Consider the following 13,863-nt stretch of genomic DNA (forward strand, 5'->3'; position numbering starts at 1 on the left):
CAATGGATGTCCATCAAGTAAAAGAACTGAGCGAAAAAGATGATAAAAAAGTGACTCAGATCATCGGAGCCAGTCAAAAACCGGTGATGCAGCGCACACATCCTGGCGAACTGGAAGACGACTGGATTGCAGAAGAAGTGCCCGTTGCGCTGGTCTATAACGGAATTTCACATGTGGTAATGATGGCGTCGCCGAAAGATCTCGAAGCCTTTGCGCTGGGGTTTTCGCTGTCGGAAGGAATTATCGAATCGGCTACAGATATTTTCGGGCTGGACGTAACACCAAACTGTAACGGTATTGAAGTTAACATCGAATTATCGAGCCGCCGTTTTGCCGGGCTGAAAGAGCGTCGTCGTGCCATGGCAGGCCGAACCGGCTGCGGCGTGTGCGGCATCGAACAGCTAGGCGATTTGTTCCGCCCGCTCGCCCCGCTGCCGTTTACCCAAACGTTTGAGCTGGCGAATCTGGATAACGCGCTGAATAAGCTGAAATCCGTGCAGGAAATCGGTCAGCTGACCGGCTGTACGCATGCCGCCGCGTGGATAACCTCGCAGGGCGACTTACTGGGTGGCTGCGAGGACGTGGGACGTCACGTGGCGCTGGATAAAATGCTTGGCCTGCGTGAAAAACAAAGTGAATGGCAATCCGGTGCCGCGCTGGTGTCGAGCCGCGCCAGCTATGAAATGGTGCAGAAAGCCGCGATGTGCGGTGTCGAAATTCTGTTTGCCGTCTCCGCCGCCACCACGCTGGCGGTAGACGTCGCCGAAAAATGTAACCTGACGCTGGTCGGTTTCAGCAAACCGGGACGGGCAACGGTGTATACGCATCCGCAGCGTCTGAGGTAAACTCAGCGCAGAATTTGAACAGTTCTCCATCAGAATAATAATAAGGAAATCAAATGCGGCAGCCGTACCGACTGGAAAGCATAACTCTCAGGGATGTCGGCGTATTCGAGAATACGCATTTTGATTTCCCACCGATTAAAAGCGCAGAAGCGGATGCCGAAAAGGCAGAGATCCATATCTTCACCGGCCCGAACGGTTGCGGGAAGAGTACGCTGCTGTATGCGTTGGCGGCGGTGTTTGATGAAGCAATGGGGGACATGTCTTTAATTAATTCGCGGCTGGCGACAAAAGACAACCGAATTCATTATTTGTTTGACCATCAAAACGGTTCATATAGCGGGTATAAGTTCCTGGCTCAAGGTAGTGACAGCATTGGTTATTCTGATTCAAGCTATTCAGAAATTATTTATGAATACCACCAATCTGCAAAAGCATTCCTTAACCGTCCTTCGAACTTTCATTTCGCTGCATTTGCTTATTCCGGCCAAGCCAATCCTTATGAAGCATTCGATATTTCAACTATCGAAGAGATCACCGCCTCTCCTTTCGAAAATGCGCTGTCTTTCAACTCTACGGTTCGACCAAAAATTGTCGCCCAATGGATTGCCAACAACCGAACCAAAACGGCATTAGCAAATCAGGACGGTGAATTAGAAGAAGGCAAAAAGTACGACCTTGCGTTATCCCGCATCAGCCAGTTTGTTAAAACGGTTTGCGATCTAGATGTTGTGTTCCGTTTAGAACGTACACCGCGGCTTGCTGTGACGTTGAAGATGAATAGTGAAAACCTATCCCTTAACGTTTTACCCGACGGCCTGAAATCCATTATCGGCTGGATCGCCGATCTTGCCCTGCGCCTCGAAGCCATTCCCTGGAAAGAAGAGCGAGATATCTTCTCGCAACCCATCATCTTATTCCTCGACGAAGTGGATATTCATCTGCATCCGAAATGGCAGCGCCGCATTCTTCCGGCAATTCAGAAACTGCTGCCCAATGCGCAGGTGTTTGTTTCTACGCATTCGCCGTTTGTCGTCGGCTCTGTGGAAGATGCCTGGGTTTACCGCCTGCCGGATCCGCAACGGCTGGTGTGTCGCGACCCGCATATTGCTGAAGTGATTGAGCCGACGGAGTCAGCGGGGGGTAAGAGTTATTCGGTGATTCTGGAAGAGATTTTTGAAGTTAAGGAACAGTTTGATGTCGAAACTGAAAGACAACTGGAGCATTTTTATCAGTTGCGAAATGCCTACCTGAAAGATCCGCAGGATATTCGCGCACTGAAAGCCTGTGCTGAAAAAGTGAGTGAAATAAGTGAAGAGGTCGACGCCATCATTCTGATGGAGATGCGCCAGATTGCCCGACTGACCAAAGCAAAATAAGGATGTTTTTGCATGTACACATTTATCAGGGATGCTTCCCCGCCCTGTCTGGCATTGCGCTGGGAAGAATGGACAGATCGTTATTGCTCTGGCGACAAAGGTTTCCGCTGGTATTCACCAAAATGCTATGAAAATGTCCGTCAAAAGTTATTCGACGCAAGCCTTCAGCATTGTGCGTTTTGCGACGGACTGACCGGTGCTGAAAGCCGCCAGACCATCGAACATTTCAAGCCCAAGGAGCGCCAAGCCTTTCCGGAACTGGCTTTCCACTGGCAGAATCTTTATCCCTGCTGCGACCGCTGTCAGAGTGAAAAAGGTAACCGATATGATCCCGCACTGCTCAATCCTGATGACCTCGAATATCATTTTGATGATTACTTCGTGGCAAATTACCTGACAGGTGAAATTGAAGTGTCCCCGCTCGCCAGCGCGGAAAACTGTCACAGAGCACGTGTTACTCTTGAGCTATATGGATTAAATCTGGATATCCGTACTGCGCGTCGTAAACGGGAAGCGCAATTATTTCAGCGCAGAAATCCGGAAACAGAACTCTTAGATGACTTCAGTTATCGCTATTTCATCAAGAACAGCTAAAAGAACCTCTAAGCTTCACGTGCCTTTAGACAATTTAGGATTGTTTGCGGTTATCTGGTTCTAAGCCCCGTATAACAGGCGCTTACGAGTACCCGTACAAAGGGTGGAGCATAGATAATCATTTTCAATATCATTTAATTAACTATAATGATCCGACTGATTACGCGGTGCTCACAATGACGGTGCCGCCCTACACTATGGAGACGATGAACATGAGTTATTCACTGCCATCACTGCCTTACGCATACGACGCACTCGAACCGCATTTCGACAAAGAAACGATGGAAATCCATCACTCTAAACACCACCAGGCTTACGTGAACAACGCGAACGCTGCACTGGAAAGCCTGCCAGAACTGGCAAAACTTCCTGTTGAAGAGCTGATCGCAAACCTGGACAAAGTGCCTGCGGACAAGAAAGTTGCACTGCGTAACAACGCAGGTGGCCACGCTAACCACAGCCTGTTCTGGAAAGGCCTGAAAACCGGCACCACCCTGCAGGGCGAACTGAAATCTGCTATCGAACGCGATTTCGGCAGCGTTGACGCTTTCAAAGAAACTTTTGAGAAAGCAGCGACCACTCGTTTCGGTTCAGGTTGGGCATGGCTGGTTCTGAAAGACGGCAAACTGGCCGTTGTTTCTACTGCTAACCAGGACAGCCCGCTGATGGGCGAAGCTGTTTCAGGCGCATCCGGTTACCCGCTGCTGGGTCTGGACGTTTGGGAACACGCTTACTACCTGAAATATCAGAACAAACGCCCTGATTACATCAAAGCCTTCTGGGATGTTGTCAACTGGGACGAAGCAGCAAAACGTCTGGCTGAAGCGAAGTAATTTCGCTTTACCGCCCTTAACGGGCACGATGTTTTCGCCAATGGCGGGTCACTGACCCGCCTTTTTTATGTCCATTTTCATGTACTCTTTATTGAGTAAAGACCTAAGCCTGATCACTGTTTTATTGCCAATTATTCATTTCCCCTCTGCCCTTATCCGATCCCGCTCGCATTAATCAAAAATACGCGCCGTTCCCTATAAAGTTTCTCTTAAGTCCACCGATAGGTTGTTCACAAAGGCGTCACAAAATCACTTATTAATTTTAAAGGGATGTTCGACGGAGAATGAACATGAGCAACGGAACAGGTCTTTCGCAGTGGATGAATAATCTCAAGGTCGGCACCAAACTGGGTCTGGGCTTCGGGCTGGTACTTCTGATCGCCGTGGCCATCACCGTGGCAGGGATGATCAAATTTAACGACATCAGCCAGCGAGCTGAAAAAGTCGATTTCAGCAACCAGATGAATGCGCTGTTAAACGAAGCCCGTCTCAGCCGCACGCTGTATCAGCTCAATTACGATCCCGCTTATCTCAAACAAAACCAGGACAAAATCAGCGCACTTTCGCAGCTGATTGCCCAGTCGAAAGACAAGCTGGAGTGGGATGCGGCGAGTCTGGCAGAACTCAATCAGGTGCCGGTTAAAATCCACGAATATCAGCAGGCTCAGGACGCCTTTAAGCTGGCTGTCGATAAGAAGGATGCCGTTCGCGCGAGCTGGAACCTTTCCGAAACTGAAGCCGTGGTGACGCGTTTACAGGATCAGTTGCGCGTGGAAGATGCCGATCCTTCCATCCGTCTTTCTCTGGCTGAGGTGATTCAGAAACTGATCAGCGTGCGTTATAACGTGCGCGGCCTGTTGCTGAGCATTAACAAAGAATCCGAAGCCAAGCTGTTGCAGTCGATTGATGACACACAAGCGAATGCCAAAAAGCTGAATGCGCTGCTGTTACCGAATCAGCAGGCCACTCTCGCCCCGCTGATGAGCGCGCTGGCGACGTATAAAAGCCACGTTGTGGCGTATATGCCCGCCTATGAAGAAGAGCAGAAAAACTCCCAGCTGTTGTCGGTAAAAGCCACAGAAATGAATGCTCTGGTGGCGAAAATCTTCAAAAATGAACTGGAAAATACGCATCTGGATATCAGCCATGCGCAGATGATCATGATGGTGATTACACTGATTGTGATGCTGGCTGGCATCATCATTGCGTGGCGCATTACCCGCCAGATTGCCCAGCCGCTGCGCGATACCCTGAAAACTGCCGAAGCTATTGCGCAGGGTGATCTGACCGCCGCACATCCGACAACACGTCGTGACGAGCTGGGGATGCTGATGAACGCAGTCGCCGCGATGAGCCAGAATCTCAGCACCATGATTTATGAAATCCGCTCCGGCGTTTCACAGGTGTCCCACGCCGCAGCTGAAATCGCTGCGGGGAATACCGATCTCTCCTCACGCACCGAGCAGCAGGCGGCGGCCGTTGAAGAAACCGCTGCCAGCATGGAAGAGTTGAGCGCGACGGTGAAACAGAATGCCGATAACGCCCATCACGCCAGCAAACTGGCCAGTGAAGCCTCAGGCACGGCAACGCTTGGCGGCAAGCAAGTTGGCGAAGTGGTGGATACCATGCAGCAGATTTCCGGCAGCTCAAAACGCATTGCCGAAATTACCTCGGTCATTAACGGCATCGCTTTCCAGACCAACATTCTGGCACTGAACGCCGCGGTTGAAGCTGCGCGTGCCGGTGAACAGGGACGCGGATTCTCCGTGGTGGCCTCTGAAGTCCGCACACTGGCGCAACGCAGCGCGCAGGCGGCAAAAGAGATTGAAGGGCTGATTGCCGAGTCGGTTGAACGCGTCAGTACCGGTGCCAGACTGGTGGAAAATACCGGGCGCACGATGCAGGACATCGTGAAATCCGTCTCGCATGTTCGCGATATTATGGGTGAAATTGCCTCCGCGTCTGACGAGCAAAGCCGGGGTATCGCGCAGATATCACAGGCGATTGTGGAGATGGACAGCACCACTCAGCAGAACGCCGCGCTGGTTGAGCAGTCGTCTGCTGCCGCTGATTCTCTTGAAGATCAGGCCGCAACGCTGACGCAGGCGGTTTCGGTATTCCGTCTCGCCGGGAACGGCAATATGCTGAACGCACCGGAGTCCGCCCCGCTTCGTCGCCCGACTCTCGCGCCGCCGGTACAAGGCAAAACCAGCCAGGAAAACTGGGAAACGTTCTGACCCCTCTTTACTGCGCGCAGTTCCCTGATTGCGCGCAGGTATTCCTTCTATTCCCGCTGCCCAATGCAGGTTATGCTGGTGTGAGTGACATTTCAGCAGCGGAGAGCTTATGCATTATCCCGACGTGTACATCGGTACCATCGAGCAATATCCCGATTTCTCACCCAGTGCGATTGCCAAACGTCAGGTCGATGGCGGCATCGCCTTAACGCCTTTCGGGCTGGAAGGCGATCAGCAGGCCGAAAAGTCATATCACGGTGGTGCTGACCGCGCGCTGTGCCATTTCCCCCGCGAGCATTACGCCTGGCTGCGCCAGCAGTTTCCCGAAGAAGAAGATCGTTTCCATCCGCCCGCTTTTGGCGAAAACCTTTCCACGCTCGGCATGACCGAAGATAACGTATTTATCGGCGATATTTTCCGCTGGGGCGAAACGCTGATTCAGGTCACGCAGCCTCGCGCACCCTGCTACAAGCTGAACCATTTTCTCGATTGCCAGAATCTGTCGCCACTGTTGCAGCAAAGCGGCCGCTGCGGTTGGTTATATCGCGTCGTGGGCACAGGAAAAACCAGTGGCGATCGTCCGCTGGAGCTGCTGACGCGCAACAGTGAAGTCTCCGTCGCCGAAGCAATTTCTATCGCGTTTCATATGCCGTTCGATGAAGAACAGTACCGGCGTCTGATGTCTGCGGCAGGGATTTCAGCAAGCTGGAGTAAAACCATGCAAATGCGTCTGGTGAATCGCAAGATTGAGGATTTTGGGCGGAGATTGTTTGGGAAGTAAAAACACATCGGGTGTAGCTGGCGGGGTTTTTCTTTGCTCCTCCCCCTGCGAAGGGGGAGGAAAAGTTACATTAGAATTCTTTTTTCGCGAAACCGGTCACCGCTTTCAGGCCCATTTCGCGGCCCAGTGCAGTCATCGGGTGAACCACCACGATACCGCGTACGGTTTTCTTCAGCGTGCCCATATCAGCCTGTTCTTTCTTGGTGATTTCACGACTGAACAGCTTTTCCAGTTTCTGCGCTTCGGTGCTGAGTTTTTTCACACGCACATCTTTCAGACGCGCGATCTCGGCAGCCAGCTTTTCTTTCTCTTCTTCGTGCTTGTCGATCAGTTCAGCATTACCTGCCTGAATAACGGTCGCATCTTTGTGATTCAGTGCATCCAGCATGTCGCTGAGACGCTTGATCTCGGCTTTTTCGACTTCTTTCATGATTTCAGATCCGTTCATGCCGCAGCGGGCACGATTGTAAATTGGGAATAATAACCGTCAGTGTATCAGGAAGTGCGCGATTCTTCAGCTTGCTCCTGCGTTTCTGCCAGCCCGGGCGGTAAACCACACATCTCGCAGGCGCGCTCGCCAATGCGGATCATCGCCGAAATATAACGGGTATCAAAAACATAACAACACGACAAGCGCAGGCCGTTACTGTAGCGACCGCTCGGCGAATACAGTTGTCCCGGCGTCATGCAGATTTTATCTTTCAGCAACTGGCGGAACAGCGTGACGCAATCAACGCCCGGCGGGAAATCGACCCAAATCACAAAGCCACCCGCCGGTTGTGTGGCACGCGTTCCCTGCGGGAAATGGCGGGCGATCAGCGCGCGCGCCTGTTCAACCTGTGATGCGTAGCGTTTGCGCAAAGCCCGCAGATGATGGTCATAACCGCCCGATTCCAGAAACACCGTCAGCGTTTGAGAAAGCAACGCCGATTCTGCCATCGACGACACCGCTTTGAGTTTATGCAGCTTATCGGCAAAGCGCCCGCCTTCTACCCAGCCGATGCGAAAATCAGGCGCCAGCGTTTTGGTAAAGCTGGTGCAAAACAGGATCCAGCCGTCACGGTCAAAAGATTTCACCGCCGGAGACAGCGTTGCGCCAAACTGAATTTCAGCGTAAAGCCCGTCTTCAATCAGCGGTACCTGATGATCGTTCATCAGGCGTGCCAGCCGTTTCTTCGCTGCCAGCGGCATAGTGAAGCCGAGCGGATTTTGCGCCGTCGGCATGGCGATCACCGCATTCAGTCGCTTTTCAGTGAGCAGCATTTCCAGCACATCCAGCGATAAACCGGTTTGCGGATCGGTCGGGATTTCCACCGCTTTCAGCCCGAGGCTCGCCAGCATCGGCAGCAGATAAAAATAAGTCGGCGTTTCCAGCCCGACGCTGTCGCCCGGTTTGGTAGTGACGCGCAGCGCCAGCTGTAACGCTTCCATGCAACCGTGCGTAATCGTGATGTCGGCGGGTTCTAAAATCATGCCGAGCGTCAGCGCACGGCGGGCGATTTGCTGGCGTAACGCCGGACTGCCCGGCGGCAACGCGTATTGCCCGATGAGATTTGGCTGGCGGCGCAGCAAAGACGACATAATTCGCCCGAGCTTTCCGGTCGGATAAAAGTCATTCGACTGCGGGCAGGCCAGCGACAGATTGGTATACGTCGGGTCGATTTGCGAGGCGAAAACTTTGTCGATCAAATCCAGCACTTCATCTGCCGGTTCTGCGGCGGGCGTCTGCGGTTGTTCGTGTGTCTGATGAGTCAGCGCAGGCAATGCTGCACGGACATAAAATCCGGACTGCGGACGCGCCTCGATAAACCCGCGATCTTCCAGCCGCCGGTAAGCCGCCACCACGGTATTGATGCTGACTGACCAGGTTTGCGCACTGCGCCGCACCGATGGCAAACGGCTGCCGGGCGCGAGTGTGCCACGACGTATGGCATCTGCCAGTTGTTCCGCCAGCTGGTTATATCGGGTGTAGCTGAAATCCGCAGTGTCAGTCATGGTGTCAGTTCCGTGAAAAGTGATGGATACAGTTTTTAGTTACACAATCTGTAACCATGACAATAGCGTATTTCTGGTTCTGTTACCTTTCCTGTTCACTGTTTACTCTGGTTGTCTGGAAAACAGGGGATGCAGGAAAACTAAAATGATAGATACCGCTTTTGTCAGTTACGTCACCGTGATGTCAATTACGCCAGGCCCGAACAATCTTTTGCTGGCGGCTTCCGGGGTGAATTTCGGGCTGCGCCGCAGCGTGCCGATGATGCTGGGGATAACTCTCGGCTGCGTGGTGCAGTGCGCCCTGATGACTTCTATGCTGGCGATTTTACTCAGCTGGATGACGGTCGTGCGCCTGCCGATGGCGGCGATCGGTTGCGCGTATCTGTTCTGGTTGTCGTGGAAAATTTACCGTTCAGGCTCGCCGAAAGAAGGCGAAAAACAACAGCCGATGAATATGATTAATGGCGCGTTATTTCAGGCGGTGAATCCGAAAGCCTGGCTGATGGCGACCAACGTAGCGATTCTGTTTACCCCGCCGGATGGCAATATGCTGCATCACACGCTGCTGATTTGCCTCGGCTTCGCGCTGATCAATCTGCCGTGCATTCTGGTCTGGGTAGTGATGGGTGACAGGTTACGTCAGGCGTTACGTGTGGAATGGAAACTGAAGATGTTCAACACGATCATGGGCGGCATGATGGCGTTAACCGCACTGTGGCTGCTGGTCGGTGAAGTGCGCCATGCGCTTAACTAAAACGAATCCCCAAAATAGTTCGGGTTGCAGGAAAGCGGCAAGTGATGGAGTCCCGATGAGCTGACTCAAGTAAGTGATTCGGGTGACTGAACGCAGCCAACGCATCTGTGGCTCTAAGTATGACGAGGATTTATTTTTGCACCGGAGAAAGCCTGGAAGGCTGCTGATTACTGATATGGGCGATCAGCCCGGTCACGGAAAGAACCATCGTGGAGCGGACGATTTGCTGGTAACGCTGACGTTGCATGGCGATCAGCGATTCGTCAGCTTCTCCCGGTTTCAGGAACGTTGGTGCCGGTGGCAGTTCCGTCACACAATGCAGTTCACCGAACGGGCCGAGAATTTCATCATCAGTAAAACGATACTCTTCGCCGTCGTAATTCAGCTCTTCACGCAGCGCCATCAGTAATTCCGCATCTTCATATTCATGACGGCTGATCACACCCAGCGCATAAATCAGTTTGAGACGCACCGACAAATCACCAAGCGGACCGGTGCCGGTCAGTAACGGTTCGACCGCATATTTCACCGCGTAATCGTCTTTGCGAAAAACCTGCACCACCAGAATATCCAGCGCTTCGGCCAGTAATTCCACGGCAGTCATCAAAAAGCTGCGCACGGTTTTACCCGCATTGAGCTTTTCGAGTACACGGTTTTCAAACGCCTGAGCTTTTTCCATAGGGCTTACTTGCAGTAAAGTGCCGATGCTGACAGCGCCCCTGGCGTCATCCATGATGCGCGCATGTCGGGCAGAAACATCCTGCCCGACAGGGCTTTCTTTGCCTGGTGTTGGCGAAATCAAAATAAACGCAGTATTAGTGCATCGATTCGTAGAGAGCGACGGCTTTCGCCACAACTTCGCCATCTTCTGGCAGACCTGAAATCTGGGCGAGGGCGGCTTTTGGCCCGACTTTCTCCAGCAATTCTACCAGTTCTTTAGCTTGCGGATCTTGCTCGCTGCGGTAATGCATCGCGGCGGCAATCCCTCTGATCAGATTGTCGTTCGGCAGGCGGTATTCCTGCGTGCCGAGCAACGGTTTGATCAAACGGTCGCCTGCACTCAGTTTACGCAGTGGCTGACGGCCAACGCGCTCAACGTCGTCATGCAGGTACGGGTTTTCGAAACGGGTCAGAATTTTTTCGATGTAGGCGAAATGTTTTTCCGGGTCAAAACCGTAACGGCGGATCAGCACTTCACCACTTTCTTCCATCGCACCACGAACCACCAGACGCACTTTCTCGTCCAGGATTGCATCACGGATTGTCGCGTGACCGGCCTGCTGACCGAGATACGCGGTGATCGCGTGACCAGTGTTCAGGGTGAACAGTTTACGCTCGACGAATGCCATCAGATTATCGGTCAGTTCCATACCGGCGATGTGTGGCAATTCACCTTTGAACTGGGTTTTATCCACAATCCATTCGCTGAAGGTTTCAACGGTGACTTCCAGCGGATCGGTAGTACCGGCTGCCGCTGGTGGGACGATACGGTCTACGGCGGAATCGACAAAACCGATATGCGCTTCAACCCAGGCCTTTTCATCTTCCGGCAGCGCATTGAATACGTGCTGTTTGAACTGGCTGGTCCCGCGCACCATGTTTTCACAGGCGATAATATTCAGCGGCTCTTCGTTGCCCTGCTGATGACGCAGAACCAGACCTTTAGCCACGTTTGGCGCGATTTTTTCCAGCACGGTCGGGCCGACGGCAGTGGTCACCAGATCAACTTCGGCGATCAGGTTAATGGCATCCTGACCGGCGCTGTTTACGGCATTCACATTACTGACAGGCTCAACGGTGGCCTGTTCACCGACAACGTGCACGTCGTAGCCTTTGCGGCTGTTCAGCGCATCCAGCAAGGCAGGGCTGACATCGGCAAACGTCAGTTCAATCCCGGCATCAGCCAGTAATTTACCGATAAAACCGCGACCAATGTTACCTGCACCAAAATGTAATGCTTTCATATTTATTCCTTCAAATCGTGAGGAGCACCGGGCTCCGAATCAACAAGCGGGTCTCGCAAGACCCGCTTAGTAATTACTTTTCGATTAACTGCTCAGTATCAGCCGCGTAGAATAGTCAGTACTTCTTCAACGCTGGTGGTGTTCGCCAGACGCTCGATAACACCGTCTTCGTCCAGCGCCGTGGTCAGTTTGGTGATCACGTTGATGTGCTCATTATTGCGTGCTGCGATACCGACGACCAGACGTGCGCGGTCATCTTCATCATCGCCCCAGCGGATACCCGCCGGATACTGGCAGAACACGATACCGGTTTTCAGTACACGGTCTTTTGCTTCGATGGTGCCGTGTGGCACAGCGATGGATTCGCCCAGATACGTCGAGGTCAGCTGCTCACGTGCCAGCATCGCGTCGACATATTCTGCCTGAACATACCCGCCTTTCACCAGTTGCTCACCCGCAAAACGAATCGCTTCTTCTTTCGTGCCAGCGCTCAGGCCGAGGAAGATATTGCTTTCGCTGATACGGAACAGGTTTTCGTTTTCATTGTCTGCCACGATGCTGTCGCCCAGCGTCGTCGTCACTTTCTCTTTGTACTGGCTGGCTTTGTTCACTTCCACCAGACGGGAAGTCAGGTCAGTGTACAGGCCGCTGTCGAGGAAGTTGGTCAGCGAAATGTGCTGCGCATGTGGCACCTGACGCATGGCGCGTTCAGTCAGGTCGCGGTGCGTAATCACCAGATCCACATCATCAGGCAAATTGTTGATGGCGCTGTTGGTGACGCTGATGTTGGTCAGTCCTGCATCCTGCACTTTTTTGCGCAGAACACCGGCACCCATTGCGCTGGAACCCATACCGGCGTCACAGGCTACGATGATTTTACGTACGGTAGACAGGTCGCCTGCTACGCCTGCAGCAGCAGGTTTGCCGCCTTTAGACTGGGCTTTCATGTCCTGCATACGGCGTGTTGCTTCGTCCAGATCGTCGCCGTCTTTCGCTTTGGTGGTTTTCAGAAGCAAAGCAGAGATAACGAAGGACACCGCAAAGGCTGCCACGATGGCCGCGATATTAGCGAAGTACGCACCTTTTGGCGTCATCGCCAGCACGGCCAGGATGGAACCCGGAGAAGCCGGAGACACCAGACCGCCGTTCAGCAGGGTCAGGGTAAACACGCCAGTCATACCGCCCAGAATGACCGCCAGTAACAAGCGCGGGTTCATCAGAACGTACGGGAAGTAAATTTCGTGGATACCACCCAGGAAGTGGATGATTGCCGCGCCGCCAGCAGATTGCTTAGCGCTACCACGACCGAAGAACATGTACGCCATCAGGACGCCCATACCCGGACCCGGGTTCGCTTCGATCAGGAAGAAGATTGATTTACCGGTTTCAGTCGCCTGCTGGATACCCAGCGGAGAGAAGATACCGTGGTTTATGGCGTTGTTGAGGAACAGGATTTTCGCCGGTTCAACAAAGATAGAGGCCAGCGGCAACAGGTTATGAATAACCATGATGTGCACGCCTGCAGCCAGCACTTTAGACAGCGCTTCTACCAGCGGACCAATCGCCAGGAAGGCCAGGATCGCCAGCAGCATACCGATAATACCGGCAGAGAAGTTGTTAACCAGCATCTCGAAGCCGCTTTTGATTTTACCGTCAACCCAGCGGTCGAAACGCTTGATGCACCAGCCGCCCAGCGGACCTGCAATCATTGCGCCGAGGAACATTGGCATATCCGCACCAACGATAACACCCATAACCGTGATTGCACCGACCACACCACCACGGTCACCACCGACCAGACGACCACCGGTATAACCGATGAGCAATGGCAGCAGATAAGTGATCATCGGGCCAACCAGCTTCGCTAATGTTTCATTAGGGATCCAGCCGGTAGGAATGAACAGAGCAGTAATGATACCCCAGGCGATAAACGCGCCGATGTTGGGCATTACCATGTTACTCAGGAAGCGACCAAAGTTTTGAACTTTGATCTTAACGTCTGGTGAAAACATAAAACGCACCCCTATTGATACGCGCTGACAATAGAGCGCGTGATATCAGTTAATTATCGGTGACGGTTATTTCGGTTTTTGTGCCACTGCTTTAAAAATCCGTCCGTCGAATTGCTGTCTGCGAGGCGGACTCTACCACGTGATTATAGGCCTCGCGTAGCCACCCGGCAGCCCGTGACGGAGATCACACGTATACGGCCACCACCCCCTCATTTTTGGTGATCATGATCACAAAAACACCCTGTAACCCGGCTACACTGATTATTATTTAAACGCAACACCGTCAAAAATGTGATTTAAATCACTATTTGTTAACGATTCTTTATCATTAAAATGTGATATTCATCACAAAGTATTTTTGGGCAGACCGGCTTATTTCGCTTAAAAAGCATTCAGACGTGTCACGGGAATGGAAAAGTGAGTTTACGGAGGAGAGGTTGAAATAAAATTACAGTCGGGGGAATGCTGCCTG

12 protein-coding genes are annotated in these 13,863 nt (G+C 52.6%); 7 read left to right on the top strand and 5 right to left on the bottom strand.

Annotated elements, in window-relative coordinates:
- Positions 1–2 precede the first annotated feature (2 nt).
- The 6 genes from fdhD (at position 3) to yiiM (ending at position 6,666) form a co-directional block, all read left to right on the top strand.
- The gene (gene fdhD / locus EC840_RS18570) at positions 3–845 is read left to right on the top strand and encodes a formate dehydrogenase accessory sulfurtransferase FdhD (protein WP_132966553.1); all 843 of its coding nucleotides are present in this window, start codon (positions 3–5) and stop codon (positions 843–845) included.
- Positions 846–898: 53 nt separating this feature from the next.
- The gene (locus EC840_RS18575; protein WP_129637757.1) at positions 899–2,221 is read left to right on the top strand and encodes an AAA family ATPase; all 1,323 of its coding nucleotides are present in this window, start codon (positions 899–901) and stop codon (positions 2,219–2,221) included.
- Positions 2,222–2,275: 54 nt separating this feature from the next.
- Complete coding sequence (locus EC840_RS18580) at positions 2,276–2,815, top strand: hypothetical protein (protein ID WP_132966555.1); 540 nt, start codon at positions 2,276–2,278, stop codon at positions 2,813–2,815.
- A 212-nt stretch (positions 2,816–3,027) separates the two neighbouring features.
- Positions 3,028–3,648 (top strand): superoxide dismutase [Mn], encoded by a 621-nt coding sequence (sodA, locus tag EC840_RS18585; protein WP_113876859.1) that lies wholly within the window; start codon positions 3,028–3,030, stop codon positions 3,646–3,648.
- Between the two features lie 290 nt (positions 3,649–3,938).
- Entirely contained in the window at positions 3,939–5,885 is a 1,947-nt protein-coding gene (locus EC840_RS18590) for a methyl-accepting chemotaxis protein (protein ID WP_132966556.1), read from the top strand.
- A 109-nt stretch (positions 5,886–5,994) separates the two neighbouring features.
- Entirely contained in the window at positions 5,995–6,666 is a 672-nt protein-coding gene (gene yiiM, locus EC840_RS18595) for a 6-hydroxyaminopurine reductase (RefSeq protein WP_112291581.1), read from the top strand.
- A 70-nt stretch (positions 6,667–6,736) separates the two neighbouring features.
- Here the strand turns inward: yiiM and EC840_RS18600 are convergent, their stop codons facing one another.
- On the bottom strand, positions 6,737–7,096 hold the full coding sequence (locus EC840_RS18600; protein WP_113876854.1) for a YibL family ribosome-associated protein: 360 nt from the start codon (positions 7,094–7,096) through the stop codon (positions 6,737–6,739).
- 65 nt (positions 7,097–7,161) lie between these two features.
- Positions 7,162–8,661 (bottom strand): PLP-dependent aminotransferase family protein, encoded by a 1,500-nt coding sequence (locus tag EC840_RS18605; protein ID WP_132966558.1) that lies wholly within the window; start codon positions 8,659–8,661, stop codon positions 7,162–7,164.
- 145 nt (positions 8,662–8,806) lie between these two features.
- Here EC840_RS18605 and EC840_RS18610 point away from each other — a divergent pair, with 145 nt between their 5' ends.
- Entirely contained in the window at positions 8,807–9,415 is a 609-nt protein-coding gene (locus EC840_RS18610; RefSeq protein WP_112287248.1) for a LysE family translocator, read from the top strand.
- A gap of 130 nt (positions 9,416–9,545) precedes the next feature.
- On the opposite strand, the gene EC840_RS18615 is transcribed toward EC840_RS18610, so the two are convergent.
- The 3 genes from EC840_RS18615 to EC840_RS18625 form a co-directional block, all read right to left on the bottom strand.
- Complete coding sequence (locus EC840_RS18615; RefSeq protein WP_014411435.1) at positions 9,546–10,094, bottom strand: MltR family transcriptional regulator; 549 nt, start codon at positions 10,092–10,094, stop codon at positions 9,546–9,548.
- 136 nt (positions 10,095–10,230) lie between these two features.
- A complete protein-coding gene (locus EC840_RS18620; RefSeq protein WP_132966560.1) occupies positions 10,231–11,379 on the bottom strand; it encodes a mannitol-1-phosphate 5-dehydrogenase in 1,149 nt (382 codons plus the stop codon).
- Positions 11,380–11,477: 98 nt separating this feature from the next.
- On the bottom strand, positions 11,478–13,391 hold the full coding sequence (locus EC840_RS18625) for a PTS mannitol transporter subunit IICBA (protein WP_132966562.1): 1,914 nt from the start codon (positions 13,389–13,391) through the stop codon (positions 11,478–11,480).
- Positions 13,392–13,863: the final 472 nt, after the last annotated feature.

The sequence above is a fragment of the Rahnella sp. JUb53 genome (genome assembly GCF_004346065.1).
Classification (GTDB): Bacteria; Pseudomonadota; Gammaproteobacteria; order Enterobacterales; family Enterobacteriaceae; genus Rahnella; species Rahnella variigena.